We start from the raw sequence: 19,238 nt of genomic DNA on the forward strand, positions 1-19,238 counted from the left end.
TAGATATTCGTCGAACGAAGATTCCCAGTCCATCACTTCCTCATGCAAAGGATGAAGAAGTACCTATAATGACATGAATTTTATGACACAGTAAGACTAAGAAGCTGTTGCAGAATTAAATTCAAGGCTTTTTAAGCTTGTTCCAGCAAATCAGCGCGCACGCGAGCGAAAGGAAAGCTTCGTGAATATAGTCATAGCGTTCATAACGAATCTTCAGGCGTCGAAAGTTATGCAACCAGGCAATCGAGCGCTCGACGACCCAGCGCGTTTTGCCCAGACCGCTACCGTGCGGTGCGCCGATACGGGCGAGTTCTGGCACGATGCCTTGCTTGCGCAATGCCTGCCGGTGCTTATTGGAGCTGTACCCTCGGTCGCCTTGAACGATGCGGGGTTTGCGCAATGGTCGGCCTCGTTTGCCGCGAATCGGCGGAATGGCCGCGACCAGCGCATTCAGTTGCTTGATGTCGTGACAGTTCGCGCCGCTCAGGATGACTGCGAGCGGAATGCCTTGCGCCTCGACAATAAGGTGATGCTTGCTGCCGAGCTTGCGTCTGTCCGTGGGGTTCGGACCAGTTTTTTTCCCGCCGATACGGCGCGAATAGAAGAGCTGTCGACGATGGCGCGCTCCAGATCGAGTTGGCCGCGTCGGCGCAATTCGGCGAGCAACGCTTCGTGGATGCGTTGCCAGACACCGGCCTTCTGCCATGCGTCGAGTCGACGCCAGCACACGCTGCCCGAGCCCCAACCGAGCTCCTGCGGCAGCAGATTCCACGCCGTGCCCGAGCGCAGGACAAAGATGATGCCGTTGAGCACCGCTCGATCTGCAATCGGTTTGCGCCCGGCATGGCGTCGATTGCGCGAAGGCCGAACAGGCAACAGCGGTTCGATGAATGACCACAGTTCGTCGTCTATAAGTTCTTTAGTCATCGCTTCCTGCATGAGCAAACAATCCAGGAAGTTACCAACTCACAAGAAAAGTTAACAGTGCTCTATTCCTAATTCCACAACGGCTTCTAAGTGTCGCCCTCAAAGGCCCAACCGGACTTGGCTCGCGCACGGTCTGCCGCACCAAATGTTTTAGCGCGCTGGTTCAGCACAAAAGAGCTTCGGCACAGCGCTACGCGCTGCCGTCGGGTATGCGAGGGAAACCGTCGAGGAAGAAGCGCACGCGCACCCGCACCCGATTGACCCATTGGCCGCGTAGCGGGCTGGAGCTATTTGGTGCTGAACCAGTTTGTTCTGTGGTGCGATGTGTCAGACCGTGCGCGGTCCAAGCCCTTGTCTGCTTGTGGGGGCACACGCTACAGCCGGGCCATTAGGCCAATCGCCTGTGCCGCGGCCGGTGTGAAGTACTTAGGCTGGGGATAGCTGTTTCTTTGGTTACTTTCTTTGCAGCAGCAAAGAAAGTGACTGCCGCCCCGCACAGGGGCAGTGCTAATAGACCGATAAGAAACCGGGATCCAGCGACAACCCCGAAGCATGCCGGCAAAAACCCCGAGACACGTCTAAATCCCGCCGGTACGCGCGAGTACGTCAAGAAATTGCGTCCCGGCGTCAGCGAGCATGCCGGAATTATCGATCTTCACAACATGCGCATGCGACGGCAACTCAAACGCAGGACGACGCGCAAGACGCGCTTCGATCTGCCGCGCATCCTCGCGTCCGCGCCGCGCGAGGCGCGCGGCCAGAACCGAAGGCGTTGCATCGATATGCACGAAACGCGCATCGGGATAACGCTCGAGCGCGAGCCCCGCATGCTGCCGCGAACCGTTCACCACGACAGGCATGCCGCGCGCAAGCCACGCATCCAGTTCGATGCCGATGCCATAGCGCAGCCCGAGACTCGTCCAATGCATCGCAAAGAGGCCGTAGGAAAGCCTCGAAGTGAATTCGTCGTGCGTAAGCGCGATATGGTTCTCGCCGTCCGCAACCGTGCGCGTGATATAGCGGTGCGCGAACATCACCCGCGCGCCGATACGTTCGCGTGCGAAACCGAGCAGCGAGTCCTTGCCCGCGCCCGATGGTCCCATCACGTAGATCAGTTTCGTGCTATCGACTTCGGTCATGCCACGTCCTGTGCGTTGTTGAACGGCAGGCGCTGCCATAACGTGAAGGGCGCGCCCGGCTCCGGTTCGATGAAAAGCGCCGCGCCATGCATCGGCAAGGAGCCGAGCATGTCGATGCGCGTCATCCATTCCGACACGATCGACGCCCGTGTGTTCGCATCGTCGAGTGAATCGGAGAGCGTCATGTGAAAGCGATACTCGTCGAACACATACGGATAGCCCCACGCGCGCAGCAGCTCGATTTGCCGCGCGCTCATGCCTTCCGCGATGCGCCGTTCGATGCTTTCACGCGAAGGCATCGCACGCAGCGCGGAGAGGGCCTGTAGCGCATCGGCGGCGAGTGTGCGAAGCGTCGCCTCGTCGCTGGCTTCGGCGGGCCGCAGCGCGACGAACCGGCCCAGTTCGGCTGCCTTCACAGGCATCTCGAAGCGCTGCACGGAGCTTGCCCATGCGCGCGCACAAGCGAGCACGTCCGCGAGTTCGATGCCGGGTGCCATGTGAAAGGGCGCAACGAGCGTCGCGTGCCAGCCGTAACGGCGCGGCGCGTGCGTCACGTCATGAGCGGCGGTCGCGATCTCGCGTCCGTTCTCGGGATCGCGCCCGAGCCATTCGCAACCGTCGCGCCACCATGCGGAAGATGCGGGCGGCGCGTAGTAGAGCGCCACGCGCGGGTGTCCGGCGACGCTCATAGATCGTGCTCGACCATCAACTGCACGCGATCCGCCGCGAAATGCGTGATGCCGTATTTGATCGGCACGCCGTCCTCGTCGACATCCACGTTTTCGACCCACAGCACCGGCTGCTGACGATTGATCTGCAAGCGCCGCGCCACATCCGACGAAGGCAGCACACTGCCAATGCGGCTCCATTTGCGCGTGTAATCCTTCACGCCGAACGTCTCCAATGCAGCGCTCACGCCGCCCGCCGCTTCGATGGCCGCGGGCAGATCGTTGAAGCGAGTGGCCGGATACCAGTTGCGCGCGTACGTCATCGGGATGCCGTCGGAATCGTGGCGCGTCTCGATCTGATAGACGAGCGTGCCCGCGCGCACGCCGAGCGCCTTCGCGACAGCCGGATCGGCCTTCACGCGCTCCGAGCTCAGCACGACGCCCGCCGACGCGTGCTTCTGGCGGCGCAGATTCTCCGTGAAACGCGTGCGGCGCCCGATCTGATAGTCGATCGCGCCCGGCTGCACGAACGTGCCGCGCCCCTGCTCGACGCTGACGAGGCCCGTCGCGGCGAGCCGCAACATCGCGCGGCGCACCGTATGACGGTTCACGTCGAAGCGCTTGGCAAGCTCGGCCTCGCTCGGCAGACGCCCTTCGTCGCCGAAACTTTTCGCGGCGATCTCGGCGGCGAGAATCTGCTCGATCTGCCGCCAGACCGCGACCCCCGCGCCGCGCTCGACCGCATGCAGAGGCGCGGCATTTTCGTTCGATGTCATTGCGCTGTCATTCCTGTCGGTTTGAATATCGTTCTACCGGATTGTAGTGCGCAACTCGTGATGGAAATGTGAAACGCTCACTACATGACCAAACGTCTAGACGACTAGATAAGACGACGAGTAGCATATGACGACCGGATCCTTTCGAACATAGGGAAAGCGATGAGTAATTCAATGGAGTCGCGGGACGCTCGGGGCCGCCGCGAATGGATGGCGGTGCTGGCGCGCACGCCGCGCGATGCGCTGAAACAGGCGCTCGATGCCGCGCTCGATGGCGCGAAGGCGCCCGATTACGAGTGGCTGCGCGCGCCGGATATCGGGCTTGCGATGGTGCGCGGGCGCATCGGCGGCACGGGCGATGCGTTCAATCTCGGCGAAACGACCGTCACGCGCGCCACGCTGCGTGTGCGTACCGGTGACGGCAGCGCGCCGGTCGGCGTCGCCGTGCACATGGGCCGCGACAAGGAGCGCGCGACGCTCGCCGCGCTCGCCGACGCGCTCCTGCAAATGCCCCGCTATGCGGACAGGTTGCAGACGCACCTTATCGAACCGCTGGCCGCGCGCATCGCCGATGAACGGCGTCGCAAAGAGGCCGAAGCGGCCGCGACCAGGGTCGAATTTTTCACGATGGTGAGAGGCGAATGATGAGAATCGACATGACCCGGCTCGTGCCGGGCTTCAACGACACGGTCCACGACGCCCAGCGCGTGTTCCGCGCGTTGCTGGATGCGTTGTCGCGTCCGGGCAGCATCGTCGCGATCGATGCCGCGCTGCCGGACAATCACGCGATGCGCGATGCGCTCGGCGGGCGCGTGCCGCTTGCCGCATTCGCGTCGCTGCTCGCGCTGACGGACTATTCGACGCCGGTTTTCATCGAACGCGAAGACGACGTGCTGGGCGATGCGCTGCGCTTTCACGCGAGCGCGCCCTTGACACGCGATCGCCGCGAGGCCGCGTTCGCCTATATCGACGATGCGCGCGGCATGCCTTCGCTCGATGCGTTCTCGCACGGCGACCCCGAAGCGCCCGAGGATTCCGCGACGTTGTTTATCCGCGTGCCCTCGCTGACCGAAGGCGAGCCGCTCGTGTGGCGCGGTCCGGGTATTGCACAGTCGCGCATGGTCGGCATCGCGGGCTTGTCGCGTGACTTCTGGCGCGAGCGCGCGGCGCTCACCGCGCTCTTTCCTTGCGGCATCGATTGCTACTTCGTCGCGGGCGGCTCGCTCGTCGGCCTGCCGCGCACGACGCACGTGGAGGTGAACTGATGTACGTCGCGGTCAAGGGTGGCGAACGCGCCATCGAACGTTCATGGGACGTGCTCGCGAAAAAGCGCCGCGGCGATCTCGCCGTGCCCGAGCTGTCCGTCGCGCAGATTCGCGAGCAGATGCGTCTTGCCGTCGCGCGCGTGATGACCGAAGGCTCGGTCTACGACGAAGACCTCGCCGCGCTCGCGATCAAGCAGGCCGCGGGCGATCTCGTCGAGGCGATCTTTCTGCTGCGCGCGTATCGCACGACATTGCCGCGCTTCGGCTACACGCTGCCGATCGATACGGAAGCGATGTGCGTCGAGCGCCGCATCTCGGCTGCGTTCAAGGATATCCCCGGCGGCCAGATGCTGGGCGGCACTTACGACTACACGCAGCGTCTGCTCGATTTCACGCTGCTCGCCGAAGGCGAACAAGCCGGCGATACACCTAACGATGGTAAGGCAACCGAAGAAAGCGCGATGCCGCGCGTGCTCTCCATGCTCGACAGGGAAGGTCTGATCGAGCAGGAGCGCGCGCACGAGAACGCGCCGCCGCCGGGGGATCTGTCGCGCGAGCCGCTGTCCTTTCCCGCCGATCGTTCGACGCGCCTGCAAAACCTCGCACGCGGCGACGAAGGATTTCTGCTTGCGGTGGGCTATGCGACGCAGCGCGGCTATGCGCATAGTCATCCGTTCGCGGGCGAGATTCGTCACGGCGAAGTGGCGGTGGAAATGGTCGTCGATGAACTGGGCTTCGCGGTCGAGATCGGCGAGATCGACGTCACCGAGTGTCAGATGATCAACCAGTTCGCGGGCAGCGGCGACGTGCCGCCGACCTTCACGCAAGGCTACGGCCTCGCCTTCGGTCATTCGGAGCGCAAGGCGATGGCGATGGCGCTCGTGGATCGCGCTTTGCGCGCGGAAGAACTGGGCGAGTCGGTCGGTTCGCCGACGCAGGATCCCGAGTTCGTGCTGTATCACAGCGACAACGTGGAAGCGTCCGGTTTCGTGCAACACCTTAAATTACCGCATTACGTCGATTTTCAATCCGAGCTGGAACTGCTTCGCCGCCTGCGCGCGGCGCATCGCCCGGACGACAACAAGGAGAATGCGGCATGAACGCACTCACCGAAGGCTATAACTTCGCTTATCTCGACGAGCAGACCAAACGCATGATTCGCCGCGCGCTGCTCAAGGCGGTGGCGGTGCCGGGTTATCAGGTGCCGTTCGCGTCGCGCGAAATGCCGCTTCCGTATGGATGGGGCACGGGCGGCTTGCAGGTGACATCGGCGATCATCGGCGAGCGCGATACGCTGAAGGTCATCGATCAGGGCTCCGACGAGACGACCAACGCGGTGAACATTCGACGCTTCTTCGCGCGCACCGCGGGCGTGACGACCACCACGCGCACGGCGGACGCGACCATCGTGCAGACGCGTCACCGCATTCCGGAGACGCCGCTGACGGACAAGCAGATCATCGTCTATCAGGTGCCGATGCCCGAGCCGCTGTTCCGGCTCGAACCGCGCGTGACCGAGTGCAGAAAGCTCCACGCGCTCGCGGACTACGGCCTCATCAACGTGAAATATTATGAGGATATCGTGCAGCACGGCAGCATCGCGACAACCTACGACTATCCGGTGCTGGTGAACGACCGCTATCTGACATCGCCCTCGCCGATCCCGAAGTTCGACAATCCGAAGATGCACATGAATCCCGCATTGCAACTCTTCGGCGCGGGCCGCGAACGGCGCATCTATGCGATTCCGCCTTATACGAAAGTGAAGAGTCTCGACTTCGAGGATCACCCCTTCAGCGTGCAGAAGTGGGAGCACGCTTGCGCGCTGTGCGGTTCGCACGACAGCTTTCTCGACGAAATGATCGTCGACGATCAGGGCACGCGCATGTTCGTCTGCTCCGACAGCGACTACTGCCACAGCCGTCGCGACGATGAAGAGGTGGCGCAATGAACGCACTGCTGAAAGCGACGCGACTCACGAAGCGTTACGACGGACGCGGCGGTTGTGTCGATGTCGATCTCGATGTCTATCCGGGCGAAGTGCTGTGCATCGTCGGCGAATCGGGCTCGGGGAAATCGACCTTGCTGAATGCGCTCGCGCTGCGCAGCGAGATCGACGGCGGCGCGCTCGCGTACACCACGCGCGAAGGCGAGGCGCTCGATCTCCTGACGCTCGCCGAAGCGCGCAAGCGTCTTCTGTCGCGCACCGAATGGGGCTTCGTGCATCAGAACGCACGCGATGGCCTGCGCCGCAATGTATCGGCGGGCGCGAACATCGGCGAGCCGCTGATGGCGATCGGCGCGCGCCACTATGGCCGTCTGCGCGAAACGGCCGCCGACTGGATGAGCCGCGTCGAACTGGATGCGGCGCGCATCGACGAATTGCCTTCGGCGTTTTCGGGCGGCATGCAACAGCGTCTGCAGATCGCGCGTAATCTGGTGACGGGCCCGCGCCTCGTGTTCATGGACGAGCCGACCGCCGGCCTCGATGTATCGGTGCAGGCGCGTCTGCTCGATCTGCTGCGCACGCTGACGAGCAAGCTGCATCTGGCCGCCGTGATCGTCACGCACGATATCGGCGTCGCGCGTCTGCTCGCGCATCGGCTGATGGTGATGAAGGACGGGCGCGTCGTCGAGAGCGGTCTCACGGACCAGGTGCTCGACGATCCGCAACATCCTTATACACAGACGCTCGTCGCGTCCGTGCTGCCCGTTTGAGGTGCGAGACATGACCATGAATGCCTTTGTCACGAACGACAAGCTGATGCTGCAGGCACGCGGCATCGAAAAGACCTTCACGCTGCATCAGCAGGGCGGCGTGCGTATCGCAGCGCTGTCGGGCGTTTCGCTCGATGTCGAACGCGGCGAATGTGTCGTGCTCGCGGGCGCATCCGGTACGGGCAAGAGCACGTTCCTGCGCTGCATGTACGGCAACTATCTCGCGACGCGCGGCACCATCGCGATTCGTGACGATAGCCGTTCAGCGCGCCATATCGTGCTGACCGAAGCCGCGCCGCACGAGATCATCCGCTTGCGCAACACGACGATGGGCTACGTCAGCCAGTTCCTGCGCGCGATCCCGCGTGTGTCGTCGCTCGATCTCGTCGCGGAGCCGCTCGTGTCGCGCGGCGTGGACGAAGACGAGGCGCATGCTCGCGCGAGCGCATTGCTCGAACGCCTTAACGTGCCGCGACGTCTGTGGGCGCTCGCGCCCGCGACCTTCTCGGGCGGCGAGCAGCAGCGCGTGAATATCGCGCGCGGGCTGATCGCGGCGCATCCGCTGCTATTGCTCGATGAACCCACCGCGTCGCTCGATGCCGAGAACCGCGACGTGGTCGCCGATCTGATCGTCGAGGCGCGCGGGCAAGGCGCGACCATCGTCGGCATCTTTCATGACGAGGACACGCGCGAGCGCGTCGCGACCCGCATCGTGCGGCTCGCGAGCGCGAACGGCGCATCCGTTCAAACCGATTCCGGAGTGTTGCAGACATGCTGATCAAGAATGCGCGCATCGTGACGCGCGACGAGGAGTTCACGGGCACCGTGCGTGTCGGGGACGGACGCATCGAGGAGATCGCGCCGGGCAATACGGCGGCGCGCGAAGCCGTGGACTGGGAAGGCGATTATCTGCTGCCGGGTTTCGTCGAACTGCACACGGACAACATCGAAAAGCATCTCGCGCCGCGTCCGGGCGTGCTGTGGAATCACGAAGCGGCGATCATCGTTCATGATGCGCAGGTGGCGTCGGCGGGGATCACGACCGTGTTCGATGCGCTCGGCGTCGGTTCGCGTCCCGAAGACGGCGTGCGCGGCCGGGAGCTTCAGGTGCAATGCGCGAAGTCGATCGGCAAGTTTGTCGAGCGCGATCTTCTGCGCGCGGATCACTTCCTGCATCTGCGTTGCGAAGTGGGCACGACGGATGTCGTCGAAGTGTTCGATTCGCTCTCGTCTCATCCGCTTTTCCGGCTCGCGTCGGTGATGGATCACACGCCGGGCCAGCGCCAATGGCAGGACCACGAGAAGTGGCGCAAGTATCAGGAGCGTCACGGCAAGTGGAGCGACGAGCACACGAACAAGATTCTCGCCGAGCTGGCCGAACATCAGGCGCGTTATGCGGCGAAGCATCGCGCGGATATCGTCGAGCGCTGCAAGGGCTTGAACATCTCGCTCGCGAGTCACGACGACACGCTCGTCGAGCACGTCGAGGAAGCGGCGCGCGACGGCATCGCGCTCGCCGAATTTCCGACGACGCTCGACGCGGCCCGCGCCGCGCGCGAGCACGGCATCGCGACGATCATGGGCGCGCCGAACGTCGTGCGCGGCGGTTCGCATTCGGGCAATGTGTCGGCGCTCGATCTGGCCCGCGAGGGGCTGCTCGACATTCTGTCGTCGGACTACGTGCCGTCGAGTCTGCTGATCGCCGTGTTCGATCTCGTGAGCAAGGCGGGCTGGTCGCTGCCGCGCGCGGTCGCGACGGTGTCGTGGGCGCCCGCGCATGCGGCCGGTCTGACCGATCGCGGCGCCATCGCGACGGGCCTGCGCGCGGACTTCGTGCGCGTCGCGTCGATGGACGGCGTGCAGGTGCCGCGCGAGACGTATCGCGCCGGACGCCGCGTGGCCTGACGCGCGCCGCTTCATTTTCCTTCCCGACAGCCACACGTCAGCGCTTCGTCATACGCGGGTAAGCCCGCGTTGACGAAGCGCAAGCTTGTTCAGTATTGTCACACGCGAGTTCGCTATGTGAATCGGTGTTCGTCTAACGAACTTTTTGCACCGATTCCGCGCGATTGACCGGTGGCTGCGGCCCGCATTACAACCAAAAAAACGCTTGCGGGAAGCGGTTTCAATTCCGGGATGCGACCTTTCCAGGCGCGCGCCCATCATTGAAAAGGGAATGAAGTGAGTAGAAGTCCTGCCGTGAACGTACAGACGTTCATCAACGATCATCCGTTCTCGCCGTTTCAGTGGCTCATCTTCGGGATGTGCTTCGTGATCGTCCTTCTGGATGGTTTCGATACCGCCGCGATCGGCTTCATTGCGCCTTCGCTCGTCAGCGAATGGCAGATCAGCCGGCCGGCGCTCGCGCCCGTCCTGAGCGCGGCGCTCTTCGGGCTCGCCGCGGGCGCGCTGCTTTCCGGGCCGCTGTCGGACAAGCTCGGCCGCCGCGTGATGCTGCTTTCGTCGGTGCTGCTCTTCGGCGTCGCGTGTCTTGCGTCGTCGTTCTCCGCCGACATCACGCAACTGACGGCGCTGCGCTTCGTCACCGGCCTGGGGCTCGGCGCCGCCATGCCGAACGCCGTCACGATGATGGGCGAATTCTGCCCCGACAACCGCCGCGCGACGCTCATCAACCTGATGTTCTGCGGCTTTCCGCTCGGCGCGGCTTTCGGCGGCTTTCTCGCCGCATGGATGATTCCGCATTTCGGCTGGCGCAGCGTGCTGATGCTCGGCGGCGTCGCGCCGCTCGTGCTCTCGGTGCTGCTCATCGCAACGCTGCCGGAATCGGTGCGCTATATGGTGGCGAAGTCGAAGCCCGTCGAAAAGATTCGCGCGACGCTCGCGCGCATCTCGTCGGACGCCGCGCAGGCGGGCTCGTTCTTCATGACCGAAGCCGCGCCCGCGGCGGCCGGGCAGAGCGGCATGAGCGTGGTGCTGTCGCGCTCGTACATCGTCGGCTCGATCATGCTGTGGCTCGCGTACTTCATGGGCCTCGTGATCTTCTACGCGTCGATCAACTGGATGCCGATCCTGCTCAAGGAATCCGGACTGACGCCGCAAAAAGCGACGCTCATCTCCGCGCTGTTCCCGCTCGGCGGCGTCGGCGCGGTGCTGTGCGGCGTGCTGATGGACAAGTTCAACGCGAACCGCATCATCGCGGCGTGCTATGCGCTGACCGCCGTGAGCGTGTATCTGATCGGCCAGGCTGTGGGCAATGTCGGCCTGCTCGTGCTCATCGTGTTCCTCGCGGGCGTGCTGATGAACACCGCGCAATCGTCGATGCCCGCGCTGGCCGCCGCGTTCTATCCGACTCAGGGACGCGGCACGGGCGTCGCGTGGATGCTGGGCATCGGGCGCTTCGGCGGCATCGCGGGATCGTTTCTCGTCGCCGAACTGGCGCGCCTGCACTTCAGCTTCGGCGCCATCTTCGCGACGATCGCGGTGGCGGGGCTGGTGTCGGCGGTTGCGCTGCTGATCAAGCAGGCCGCGCATCCGCAGACGGCGATGGCGAGCGATCTCAAATCGACGGAACCGGTCGGGCACTGATTCGATGTCGATGTGAGCAGGTGATAGCGCCCCGCGTGGCTTCGGTCATGCGGGGCGTTTTCTTTTGTGCCCGCGCATTGCAGCACTGCGCGGGCCCTCAAGAACGCAATCCGCTTGCCGTTAATTTGCATACGGCTTTCGATTGCAGGGCCACGTTGCGCCTTCGCATGCAAACGTAAAACCGCCCACGATCGGAAGCCGCAAAGCGAGCGCCTGCCCCGGCGCTTCCATCGGCTCCTTCAACCAGATCGTGAAAAAACTATCCTTCAAGACCAAGCTCATGAGCACCGTGGGCTTCGTATGGCTCAGTCTGATTCTTCTGTGCGCGCTCAACGCGATCTCCACGAAACACTCGCTGATGCGCAACCGTGAAAACGCGCTCGCCGAACAGGTTCAATCGGCGACGAGCGTCGTCAGGTTCTATGTCAAGCAGGCGCAAAGCGGCGCGTTGCCCGAGGAAGAAGCGAAGAAGCTGGCGATCGCCAGCGTGCGCGCGATCCGCTACGGCACGAGCGGTTATCTCGGCATCCTCGATTCGAAGCTGTTCCAGGTGCTGAACCCCGTGCGCCCGGACACGGAAAACAAGATCAACGATTTCGTCGATGCCACCGGCAAGCATTTCACCGGCGAAATCGTGAAGCACGGTCTCGACGGCTCGCATATCACGACCTATCTCTATCCGAAGCCCGGCGAGACCGAGCCGCTGCAAAAGCTCACCTACGGCGACTACGTGCGCGAATGGGACTGGCACGTCTACACGGGCGCGTATATCGACGATATCGACGCGGCCTTTCACGCGATCGTGCTCAAGTCGCTGCTGCTCATCGGCGTGATCGGCGCGGCGCTGACGTTCGCGATGACGCTCATCATCCGCGGCGTGCTGAAGAGCATCGGCGGCGATCCGCGCGATGTGTCGATCGTCTGCCAGCGCATCGCGGCGGGCGATCTCGCGCAGTCCGTGCAGGTGAAGCCGGGCGACGATTCGAGCCTCATGCATTCGATGCACACGATGCAGTCGCGCCTCACGCAGACGATCGCGCAGATCAAGCTCGTCGCGGACGGCATCACGGCGGCGTCGCGCGAAATCGCCGACGGCCATCACGATCTTTCGTCGCGTACGGAAGAGCAGGCGGCGTCGCTGGCGGAAACGGCGTCGAGCATGGAAGAGCTCACCTCGACCGTGCGCCTGAATTCCGACAACGCGGGACAGGCGAGCCAGCTCGCGGCGAGCGCGTCATCGACGGTCGAAAGCGGCAGCGGCGTCGTGCTCGGCGTCGTCGCGACGATGGACAAGATCGCGGGCAGTTCGGAGAAGATCGTCGACATCATCGGCGTGATCGAAGGCATCGCGTTTCAGACCAACATTCTCGCGTTGAACGCGGCCGTCGAAGCGGCGCGCGCGGGCGAGCACGGGCGCGGCTTCGCGGTGGTCGCATCGGAAGTGCGAGCGCTTGCGCAGCGTTGCGCGGCGGCGGCGAAGGACGTGAAGACGCTCATCGACGAATCGGTGACGAACGTCACGGCGGGGCAGGATCTCGCGCAGCAATCCGGCGACACGATGAAGCAGATTCTCACGTCCGTCACGCGCGTGAACGACATCATGAGCGAGATCTCGTCGGCGTCTTCGCAGCAGACGCAGGGCATCGAGCAGGTCGGTGTCGCGATCACGCAGATGGACGCCGTCACGCAACAGAACGCGGCGCTCGTCGAGCAGGCGACGGCCGCCGCCGCCGCGCTCGCCGTTCAGGCCGAGGAACTGAAGCGCGCGGTTTCCGTGTTCAGAACCTGAACGCCTTTCATCGAGGACACACCGTTTGCGAAACGTCAGACCGTGGCATGTCGCGTGCTAACCCGTAGGGTGCGAAACGGCCGCGGCTTCAGGCGTCGCGGCCAGCAGGCAGATCAGGCCGCAAGCATCGCATTTTGCAAACAGCAAACAGGAGTGTCCGACATGAAACGTTTCGCCCTTTCCACCGCCGCTGGCGCTATCGCTCTCGTCTGTGCTTCCGCTTTCGCGCAGGATAATCCGCCGAGCTCGAACACGGGCCTGCAGGCCGGCGACAACGCGCAAACGACGACGCAGCACGCGCAGTCGAAATCGCACAAGACCACGCATTCGAAGAAGATGCAAAAGAGCGCGACGAGCGCGGGCCCGTCCACCGAGCCGGGCGGCACCGCGACGCCGAGCGGTCCGGGCGCGCCGGTCAGCGCGAGCGGCTCCGGCAAGTAACCGCCGACGCGCGATGACATGACGAACGGGACGCCGCGTGGCGTCCCGTTCGCTTGAGGCGCTTGCTCAACGCACGAAGGTGCCGAGACCGTCCTCGTCGTAATACTCCAGCGTCACGCGATCGCTCAGGAACGATACCTTCGATATCGTGCCGGGATTCGCGTTCTCGTTGACGAGCGTGAACGTGAAAACATCGCCGTCCCAGTGCGAAAGCGGCAGAGTCATCGGACGCGGGCCGATGAGAATCGCGAGCGCGCCGCCCTGATCGACGACTTGTATCGGCCCGAAGTAATCGTTCTTGTACGTGCCGAGATACGTGGACAGCGCACGCGCGGGCAGCGGCGACGCGGGCGGCGTAGCACCGACGAGCGAGCCGCTGGGCGCCGAAAGCGGCGCCAGCGCGTCGCTGTAGAGCGCGAACCAGTCACGCTGGATCGAGCCGTATTGCACGATATCGAAGAATTGCTGATTGAGCGTTTCCGGCACGCCGATCGGAAACGCGTTCGTCAGCGCGACGATCGCGAGATTCGTCGACGGCACGACCATGAAGTTCGTCGCGCCGCCCGCGCTGAACGCGCCCGAATGGTTGAACGACGCGCGCCCCGCGCTCGTCTGCCCCACGTTGAACCCGTAACCGTAGTAGCCAGCGGGATTGCCGTTGCCGGGCGGCGAGCTTTGCACTTGCGCGGTGATCGCGGCGGTGAGCGCGGTGGCATCGACGATGCGGTTGCCGTTGAAGACGCCTGTGCCGAGCATCATCGCGAGCCACTTCGCCATGTCGTTGACCGACGCGCTCACGCCGCCCGCGGGCGATTGCGCATCGGGCATCGTTCCCAGTCCCTGCACCCACTGATTGCCGCGCCTGACGTGCCCGGTCGCGCGGTTCGCGCGCGCGATGAAGTCCGCATAACGCGAACTCGTGCTCGTCATGCCGAGCGGCTTGTAGAGCATGTTTTCGGAGAGCGTCGCCCAGTCGATGCCAGCGGCCGCCGCCACGGACTCCGCCGCCGCGGTAAGCCCGAAGTTCGTGTAGAAGTACGAATGACGAAACGGATGCAAAGGCAGAAAGCGCAGCCGCTGCAGAACTTCCGTTTGCGAGTAGCCCATGTCCTCGAGCTTGTCGCCTGCGTGGTCGGGCAGGCCGGACTGATGCGAGTAAAGATCGCCGATGGTCACCGCCGCGCTGACGTCGTCCTTCGACAGCGTGAACCACGGCAGATGCGCGCGCACCGGCGTATTCCACGCGATGCCGCCCGCGCCGACCTGATGCGCGACGACCGAAGCGCCCACGGACTTCGACACCGACGCGAGCTGAAACACGGTATCGGCATCGACGGCTTGTCCCGAACCGACGAGGCGTGTGCCGAAGCCTTTCGCATAGACGGTTTGCGTGCCGCGCACGACGGCGACGGCCATGCCGGGCACGCCGGTTTTGGTCAGCAGGTCGTTGGCGAGTGTGTCGAGCTGGGAGAGGGCTGCGTTGACTTGCGCGTCCGGCACGGGGCCGGTTTGCGTGCCGTTCGAAGAAGTCGATGCGTTGGCGTCGTCGGAATCCGAACCGCCGCCGCATGCGGCGATCGTGCTGCACAGTGCCGCGCCCAGAAAGCGGCGGCGTCCCTCTGAAGGTCTCATACTCGCGTCTCCCCGAATTCGCGCACGGCGCGCGCAGAGCGGATTCTATATTGGAAACTATCCGTCAGGCGCGAGTCGTATGAAGGAAAGGGAGAGACGCGTCGTGCTCGCCGCCTTACTTCGCGAACAGCGACGACATGTCGGCGAATGCCTTGATCTCGACGGCATTGCCCGACGGATCGAGGAAGAACATCGTCGCCTGCTCGCCGACTTCGCCCCTGAAGCGCACATGCGGCTCGATGATGAAGCGCGTGCCCGCGGCGCGCAGCTTGTCGGCCAGTTCTTCCCATTGCGGGATCGACAGCACGACGCCGAAGTGGCGCACCGGCACGGCGTCGCCATCGACCGCGCTCGTCGAACGATGCCCGGCTTCCTCGGGCGCGAGATGCGCGACGATCTGATGCCCGTAGAAATCGAAATCGACCCAGGCGTCGGAGCTGCGACCTTCCGGGCAGCCGAGCAATTCGCCATAGAACTCGCGCGCGGCGGCGAGGCTGTGAACGGGGAACGCGAGGTGGAACGGCGGCATGGCGTGCTGGGTCGTGCTCATGGCGGTGAATCCTTTAATCGACGTGTGGGGAATGGAAACCCCAGTGTATTGACAAATAAATGTGTTGAAAAACGATATATTGCGGGAGTCAGCCCCACTATTTTCGATGAATCGACATGCTGCGCGAACTTCAGACTTTCATCGCGGTGGCGCGCCACGGCACCTTTGCGGGCGCGGGCGCGCATATCGGCCTCACGCAATCGGCCGTGAGCGCGCAGATGCAGCGCCTCGAAGCGCATCTCGGCGTCACGCTGTTCGATCGCACCGGCCGCTCCGCGACGCTCAACAAGGCGGGCCGGCGCACGCTCGAACTCGCCGACGAACTCATCGCGCTATACGCGCGTCTCGCCGAACCGGAAGGCGAGGACGGGCGCGGCGGCTCGCTTTCGGTCGGCGCGATCGCGTCGGCGCATGGGGCGCTCCTTCCCGACGCGATCGGCGCGTTCCGGCGCATGCTGCCCGCGTGGCGCATCCGGCTCGTGCCGGGCGTGTCGCTCAATCTGCTGGCGAGCGTCGATGCGGGCGAGATGGACATGGCCGTCATCATCCGCCCGCCGTTCTCGCTGCCGTCGGAACTGCGATGGCGCACGCTCGTCGCGGAGCCGTTCGTGTTGCTCGCGCCCGCCGCGAAGAAGGGCGTCCACTGGCGCGAGCTGATCGAGTCGGAGCCGTTCATCCGATACGACCGGCGTTCGTTCGGCGGCCGGCAAGTGGACACGTTTCTGACGAAGCGCCGCATCGCGGTGCGCGACTCGATCGAAGTCGATGAACTGCCGGGCATCGCGCAACTGGTGGCGCGGGGCCTGGGCGTGGCGCTCGTGCCGGTGTCCGATGGCACCGGCGCATGGCCGCGTGGCGCCGTCGCGCTCGATCTCGGCGATGCCACGTTCCATCGCGAGATCGGCCTGGTCGAGCGCGCGCGGCGCGTGCGTGCAGACGAGCCGGATGCGGCGGCGCGGCTTGCGGGCTGCATCGTCGAGGCGGCGGAGCAGGGCGGGGCGAAGACGCCCGTCAAACGCGCACGCGGGCGGAACCCGGCGCGCGGCATCGCCTAGAATGCGTTGCAGACGCGTTTCCTTCGGTGGCCTCCCATGGATGACGAGCGAAATATCGGCGACACGAGAACCCGCCTCGCGGATACGGCGCTGACGTTCGCGCAATCGGGCGCGCGTCGCGTGCAGGCGGCGCTCGCGTGGCTCGATCGCGTCGATCCGGGCACGCATCGGCGCATCAAGGGCTTGCGGCTCGTCACCGCGTACGGGCTCGCGGCATCGCTCGGCGCGTTGCAGGACGTGACGCAGAGCGTGCCGCCGGGCGTGTCCGTCGGCGCGCTCGCGGGCGGCTTCGCGCTGTGGGCGAGCGTGTCGGAGGCGCGCACGACGCGCTTCGAGTCGAGCCGCGATCTCGCCGTTCTGTGCATCGCCGCTGCGTTCGGCGCGCTGACCTTTGCCCTGTTCGGTTCGACGTTTCGCGAGTTCGGGCGCGGCGGCGCCGAGCTGATTCTCGTGACGGGCGCATTCTTCGCGGGCTATCTGAAGCGTTTCGGGCTTGCCGGCGCGGGCATCGGCTCGCAGCTTTATATCGGGCAGCTTCTCGCCTACGGGATGGATCTCAGGCCCGGCGATTCATCGGCGATTCTGATCGCGCTGCTGATCGGGATGCTCGCGGCCATCGTGCCGCGCGTATTGAGCGGGCCGGCGGAGCATCCGGCCTTGCTGCCGGCGCTCGCGTCCGAGCCGGCTTACGGGCGTCACGTGATATCGCCCGCGACCGCGATGGGCTTGCAGGCGGCGTGCGGCGCGCTCGTCGTCGTGGTGCTGAATCGCGCGTTCGGGCTGGCGGAATCGGCGTGGGCGATCACGGCTTGCGTGTATGTCGTCGCGACGTCGGCGGTCGGGACGGCGGAGCGCGTGCGGCGGCGCATCTACGGGACGCTCGTCGGGGTGCCGATCGGGATCGTGTGTCTGCCGCTCGCGGAGCATTGGCCGCTCGTGGTGTGGGCGTTGTCCGCGTTCGCGATGATTGTTTATGCGATGGCGTTGCCGGAGCGGTATGACATCGCGTGCGGGGCGTTCGCTTTCGTGCTCATCGTGACGATGGCCGCGAGCGGCGTGCATTCGGTGGAGCTGCTGACGGCGCGGGCGTGGGAGACGCTGCTTGGGGGGGCGCTGGGGTTGGTGGCGTCGAGGGTGATCTTTCCGTTGCGGGTGGTGAGGGGGTGAGGAGCCCGGCGCGGGGCCGCAGTCCGGCGTATCAGTTTTTGGTTGATCAGCCCGTGCGATTCACGACCGCAGCCGATCACGAAGGCCTGTTCGCCTGCGATGCCGACAGTGTCGCCAACCTGCAGACCGTGCTGGCGGACTGCGCGGCGTCGCAGACCTTCACGCCGGACCTGTGGCTCGATGCAGGCGGCGTACCGGTCACGCCGTTCAGATGTTTCATGCGGCTTCTCAGTGCCGCGGACGTTGCTGCCCATGCTCGCGAGTGCATCGTGCGGGCGTCGACGTTACGCGGAAAGCGCTGGCTGGCGTTTGCGGCGATTTCGCGGTTGAACGCGAGATAGATGCGGCGTCGCATGGCGAACTGTTACGCAACGAGTTGGAGCGTGGAGGTCTTGCCTGCACCGGCATAGGCCTTGACCTTGAGATTGCCGCCGCGCAGCGCTGCTTCGAGAACCGCGCATTGCTCTGCAGTGGGCTTGATTGAGGTAGACATGGGCGGGGGAATGCCGAGAAGGAAACCGACGAGGAGTGTGCCAGAAAGCAGGTGCTTGACGAGCTTCGGAACGAGCTATGGGGTGCGCAAGGACTTGGCCATCTTCAGTCTTTCACGATGGCCACCAACACCTTCGGCGGCTTCCAGTTCACGGTCAACAGCGATAACTCGATCTCGATGCCGACCGGCATGTACCTGATCGACGTCGATGCCGAGATCAACGCGCCGGTCGAGGACGACTGGCAGATCCCCGCGCAGGTGACGTTCTCGGTCTGCAACGGTTACGGGTATCCCGGCGTCTATCAGCGAGCGGTTCGGCGCTTTCCCGACCTGCCGCTGAGCACGCAGAGGAAGGGCGGCACGCTCGGCTCGCTCATCATTGCGGGGTCGTTATGGATATCGGCGGGCGATCACGTGTGGGCGGGTTTTACCAAAGTGCTCGGCGCGAACACGCAAACGCCGCTCATGATCCGCGGTCGCTTGTCGCTCACCAAGGTCGCCTAAAGCACCAGCCATGATCTTGCTCGTGCGCACGTGCGTACTCGCGCCGTTGCTCGTGCCCGGCGCATGCACCTTCGTGTATATCGAGGGCGACCACAATGCCGTAAGCGATTTTGGAGGACATGGCGGCGGCGTTCAACTCCCCGAGCGCCCGAACAGGTCAACGCAGCCCCCGCGGCTCTTTCCTCGCAAACCATGATCAAGGTCGATAACGTAAGTAATGCAGGGTGTGATCGAATCGATTCTAGGAAGATTCCCATATCTGCATTGGGGTCAGACTGGTAATTTTTGAGATCTAGAATTTCGGGCGATTTAGGAATGCATAGCAAGCGTCGAGATCTCACGCTTTCAGAACGGGTATCTGAGGTCATGGCGTCCGCCGGTACATGGCATCTCGCTCGCCTTGCCTGACGCGAGTCGCATGGACCCGCGCCTGCTCGACGCTTACCTCGGCGAACTGCGCTTCAACCAAGCGCTGGCCGAGGAGTTTGCCCGCGATCACCCCAAGATCGCGGCGCGTCTGGGCATGGTCGCGGGAAGCATCGGCGATCCCTACGTCAATCGTCTGCTC

At 64.3% G+C, this 19,238-nt stretch carries 22 protein-coding genes; 15 read left to right on the plus strand and 7 right to left on the minus strand.

Annotation, left to right across the window (positions count from 1 at the left end):
• Nucleotides 1-121: 121 nt before the first annotated feature.
• The 4 genes from QCE73_RS26450 to phnF all read right to left on the minus strand — a co-directional run bounded on the left by QCE73_RS26450 (nucleotide 122) and on the right by phnF (nucleotide 3,510).
• A protein-coding gene (locus QCE73_RS26450; protein WP_309885263.1) for an IS5 family transposase occupies nucleotides 122-927 on the minus strand; the annotation gives its coding sequence in 2 pieces (ribosomal slippage) (nucleotides 122-579 and nucleotides 579-927; 807 coding nt in all).
• 578 nt (nucleotides 928-1,505) lie between these two features.
• Nucleotides 1,506-2,066, minus strand: a complete 561-nt coding sequence (gene phnN, locus QCE73_RS26455; protein ID WP_035510067.1) for a phosphonate metabolism protein/1,5-bisphosphokinase (PRPP-forming) PhnN — start codon at nucleotides 2,064-2,066, stop codon at nucleotides 1,506-1,508.
• On the minus strand, nucleotides 2,063-2,755 hold the full coding sequence (locus QCE73_RS26460; protein ID WP_309884277.1) for a DUF1045 domain-containing protein: 693 nt from the start codon (nucleotides 2,753-2,755) through the stop codon (nucleotides 2,063-2,065). Before QCE73_RS26460 ends, phnN begins: the two co-directional genes overlap by 4 nt.
• Nucleotides 2,752-3,510, minus strand: a complete 759-nt coding sequence (gene phnF / locus QCE73_RS26465) for a phosphonate metabolism transcriptional regulator PhnF (RefSeq protein WP_404989816.1) — start codon at nucleotides 3,508-3,510, stop codon at nucleotides 2,752-2,754. The genes QCE73_RS26460 and phnF overlap by 4 nt, the downstream gene beginning before the upstream one ends.
• 162 nt (nucleotides 3,511-3,672) lie before the next feature.
• On the opposite strand from phnF, the gene phnG reads away from it, so the two are divergent.
• The 10 genes from phnG (at nucleotide 3,673) to QCE73_RS26515 (ending at nucleotide 13,269) form a co-directional block, all read left to right on the plus strand.
• Entirely contained in the window at nucleotides 3,673-4,155 is a 483-nt protein-coding gene (gene phnG, locus QCE73_RS26470) for a phosphonate C-P lyase system protein PhnG (protein ID WP_309884278.1), read from the plus strand.
• Nucleotides 4,152-4,775, plus strand: a complete 624-nt coding sequence (phnH, locus tag QCE73_RS26475; protein WP_309884279.1) for a phosphonate C-P lyase system protein PhnH — start codon at nucleotides 4,152-4,154, stop codon at nucleotides 4,773-4,775. The genes phnG and phnH overlap by 4 nt, the downstream gene beginning before the upstream one ends.
• The gene (locus QCE73_RS26480; protein ID WP_309884280.1) at nucleotides 4,775-5,875 is read left to right on the plus strand and encodes a carbon-phosphorus lyase complex subunit PhnI; all 1,101 of its coding nucleotides are present in this window, start codon (nucleotides 4,775-4,777) and stop codon (nucleotides 5,873-5,875) included. Before phnH ends, QCE73_RS26480 begins: the two co-directional genes overlap by 1 nt.
• The gene (locus QCE73_RS26485) at nucleotides 5,872-6,726 is read left to right on the plus strand and encodes an alpha-D-ribose 1-methylphosphonate 5-phosphate C-P-lyase PhnJ (protein WP_309884281.1); all 855 of its coding nucleotides are present in this window, start codon (nucleotides 5,872-5,874) and stop codon (nucleotides 6,724-6,726) included. Before QCE73_RS26480 ends, QCE73_RS26485 begins: the two co-directional genes overlap by 4 nt.
• Complete coding sequence (phnK, locus tag QCE73_RS26490) at nucleotides 6,723-7,493, plus strand: phosphonate C-P lyase system protein PhnK (RefSeq protein WP_309884282.1); 771 nt, start codon at nucleotides 6,723-6,725, stop codon at nucleotides 7,491-7,493. Before QCE73_RS26485 ends, phnK begins: the two co-directional genes overlap by 4 nt.
• A gap of 10 nt (nucleotides 7,494-7,503) precedes the next feature.
• Complete coding sequence (phnL, locus tag QCE73_RS26495; protein WP_309884284.1) at nucleotides 7,504-8,271, plus strand: phosphonate C-P lyase system protein PhnL; 768 nt, start codon at nucleotides 7,504-7,506, stop codon at nucleotides 8,269-8,271.
• Nucleotides 8,265-9,398, plus strand: coding sequence for an alpha-D-ribose 1-methylphosphonate 5-triphosphate diphosphatase (locus QCE73_RS26500; RefSeq protein WP_309884286.1), 1,134 nt, complete (start codon nucleotides 8,265-8,267; stop codon nucleotides 9,396-9,398). Before phnL ends, QCE73_RS26500 begins: the two co-directional genes overlap by 7 nt.
• A gap of 276 nt (nucleotides 9,399-9,674) precedes the next feature.
• Nucleotides 9,675-11,039 carry an MFS transporter gene (locus QCE73_RS26505; protein ID WP_309884287.1) on the plus strand — a complete coding sequence of 455 codons (1,365 nt, stop codon included), beginning with the start codon at nucleotides 9,675-9,677 and terminating at the stop codon, nucleotides 11,037-11,039.
• Between the two features lie 250 nt (nucleotides 11,040-11,289).
• Nucleotides 11,290-12,828 carry a methyl-accepting chemotaxis protein gene (locus tag QCE73_RS26510; RefSeq protein ID WP_035510146.1) on the plus strand — a complete coding sequence of 513 codons (1,539 nt, stop codon included), beginning with the start codon at nucleotides 11,290-11,292 and terminating at the stop codon, nucleotides 12,826-12,828.
• A gap of 162 nt (nucleotides 12,829-12,990) precedes the next feature.
• Nucleotides 12,991-13,269, plus strand: a complete 279-nt coding sequence (locus QCE73_RS26515; RefSeq protein ID WP_309884288.1) for a hypothetical protein — start codon at nucleotides 12,991-12,993, stop codon at nucleotides 13,267-13,269.
• 66 nt (nucleotides 13,270-13,335) lie between these two features.
• Here QCE73_RS26515 and QCE73_RS26520 read toward each other — a convergent pair whose 3' ends face one another.
• Both QCE73_RS26520 and QCE73_RS26525 read right to left on the minus strand, forming a co-directional pair.
• Nucleotides 13,336-14,901 (minus strand): serine hydrolase, encoded by a 1,566-nt coding sequence (locus tag QCE73_RS26520; protein ID WP_309884289.1) that lies wholly within the window; start codon nucleotides 14,899-14,901, stop codon nucleotides 13,336-13,338.
• A gap of 115 nt (nucleotides 14,902-15,016) precedes the next feature.
• On the minus strand, nucleotides 15,017-15,451 hold the full coding sequence (locus QCE73_RS26525; protein ID WP_035510098.1) for a VOC family protein: 435 nt from the start codon (nucleotides 15,449-15,451) through the stop codon (nucleotides 15,017-15,019).
• A gap of 116 nt (nucleotides 15,452-15,567) precedes the next feature.
• Between QCE73_RS26525 and QCE73_RS26530 the strand changes: the two genes are divergently transcribed.
• Genes QCE73_RS26530 through QCE73_RS26540 form a run of 3 tightly spaced genes read left to right on the plus strand, consistent with a single transcriptional unit; the run spans nucleotide 15,568 to nucleotide 18,014 of the window.
• Nucleotides 15,568-16,506 carry a LysR family transcriptional regulator gene (locus tag QCE73_RS26530; protein WP_309884290.1) on the plus strand — a complete coding sequence of 313 codons (939 nt, stop codon included), beginning with the start codon at nucleotides 15,568-15,570 and terminating at the stop codon, nucleotides 16,504-16,506.
• A gap of 36 nt (nucleotides 16,507-16,542) precedes the next feature.
• On the plus strand, nucleotides 16,543-17,673 hold the full coding sequence (locus QCE73_RS26535) for an FUSC family protein (protein WP_309884291.1): 1,131 nt from the start codon (nucleotides 16,543-16,545) through the stop codon (nucleotides 17,671-17,673).
• Nucleotides 17,674-17,726: 53 nt separating this feature from the next.
• Nucleotides 17,727-18,014: a hypothetical protein gene (locus QCE73_RS26540; RefSeq protein ID WP_309884292.1), complete on the plus strand. Its 288-nt coding sequence runs from the start codon at nucleotides 17,727-17,729 to the stop codon at nucleotides 18,012-18,014.
• Nucleotides 18,015-18,037: 23 nt separating this feature from the next.
• On the opposite strand, the gene QCE73_RS26545 is transcribed toward QCE73_RS26540, so the two are convergent.
• Complete coding sequence (locus tag QCE73_RS26545; protein WP_309884293.1) at nucleotides 18,038-18,166, minus strand: hypothetical protein; 129 nt, start codon at nucleotides 18,164-18,166, stop codon at nucleotides 18,038-18,040.
• A 117-nt stretch (nucleotides 18,167-18,283) separates the two neighbouring features.
• On the opposite strand from QCE73_RS26545, the gene QCE73_RS26550 reads away from it, so the two are divergent.
• Nucleotides 18,284-18,670 (plus strand): hypothetical protein, encoded by a 387-nt coding sequence (locus QCE73_RS26550; protein WP_309884294.1) that lies wholly within the window; start codon nucleotides 18,284-18,286, stop codon nucleotides 18,668-18,670.
• Between the two features lie 418 nt (nucleotides 18,671-19,088).
• On the plus strand, nucleotides 19,089-19,238 hold a 150-nt coding region (locus QCE73_RS26555), incomplete at its 3' end, for a type VI secretion system baseplate subunit TssF (protein WP_309883163.1).

This window comes from Caballeronia sp. LZ029, assembly GCF_031451275.1.
Taxonomy (GTDB): domain Bacteria; phylum Pseudomonadota; class Gammaproteobacteria; order Burkholderiales; family Burkholderiaceae; genus Caballeronia; species Caballeronia jiangsuensis.

What these genes read in the sequence shown, in the direction of transcription:
- phnN (WP_035510067.1), bottom strand. Translation starts at nt 2,066, where the DNA reads ATGACCGAAGTCGATAGCACGAAACTGATCTACGTGATGGGACCATCG.
- phnK (WP_309884282.1), top strand. Translation starts at nt 6,723, where the DNA reads ATGAACGCACTGCTGAAAGCGACGCGACTCACGAAGCGTTACGACGGA.
- QCE73_RS26525 (WP_035510098.1), bottom strand. Translation starts at nt 15,451, where the DNA reads ATGAGCACGACCCAGCACGCCATGCCGCCGTTCCACCTCGCGTTCCCC.
- QCE73_RS26530 (WP_309884290.1), top strand. Translation starts at nt 15,568, where the DNA reads ATGCTGCGCGAACTTCAGACTTTCATCGCGGTGGCGCGCCACGGCACC.
- QCE73_RS26520 (WP_309884289.1), bottom strand. Translation starts at nt 14,901, where the DNA reads ATGAGACCTTCAGAGGGACGCCGCCGCTTTCTGGGCGCGGCACTGTGC.
- phnF (WP_404989816.1), bottom strand. Translation starts at nt 3,510, where the DNA reads ATGACATCGAACGAAAATGCCGCGCCTCTGCATGCGGTCGAGCGCGGC.
- QCE73_RS26480 (WP_309884280.1), top strand. Translation starts at nt 4,775, where the DNA reads ATGTACGTCGCGGTCAAGGGTGGCGAACGCGCCATCGAACGTTCATGG.
- QCE73_RS26515 (WP_309884288.1), top strand. Translation starts at nt 12,991, where the DNA reads ATGAAACGTTTCGCCCTTTCCACCGCCGCTGGCGCTATCGCTCTCGTC.
- phnL (WP_309884284.1), top strand. Translation starts at nt 7,504, where the DNA reads ATGACCATGAATGCCTTTGTCACGAACGACAAGCTGATGCTGCAGGCA.
- QCE73_RS26550 (WP_309884294.1), top strand. Translation starts at nt 18,284, where the DNA reads ATGGCCACCAACACCTTCGGCGGCTTCCAGTTCACGGTCAACAGCGAT.
- QCE73_RS26545 (WP_309884293.1), bottom strand. Translation starts at nt 18,166, where the DNA reads ATGTCTACCTCAATCAAGCCCACTGCAGAGCAATGCGCGGTTCTCGAA.
- QCE73_RS26500 (WP_309884286.1), top strand. Translation starts at nt 8,265, where the DNA reads ATGCTGATCAAGAATGCGCGCATCGTGACGCGCGACGAGGAGTTCACG.
- QCE73_RS26535 (WP_309884291.1), top strand. Translation starts at nt 16,543, where the DNA reads ATGGATGACGAGCGAAATATCGGCGACACGAGAACCCGCCTCGCGGAT.
- phnH (WP_309884279.1), top strand. Translation starts at nt 4,152, where the DNA reads ATGATGAGAATCGACATGACCCGGCTCGTGCCGGGCTTCAACGACACG.
- phnG (WP_309884278.1), top strand. Translation starts at nt 3,673, where the DNA reads ATGAGTAATTCAATGGAGTCGCGGGACGCTCGGGGCCGCCGCGAATGG.
- QCE73_RS26460 (WP_309884277.1), bottom strand. Translation starts at nt 2,755, where the DNA reads ATGAGCGTCGCCGGACACCCGCGCGTGGCGCTCTACTACGCGCCGCCC.
- QCE73_RS26485 (WP_309884281.1), top strand. Translation starts at nt 5,872, where the DNA reads ATGAACGCACTCACCGAAGGCTATAACTTCGCTTATCTCGACGAGCAG.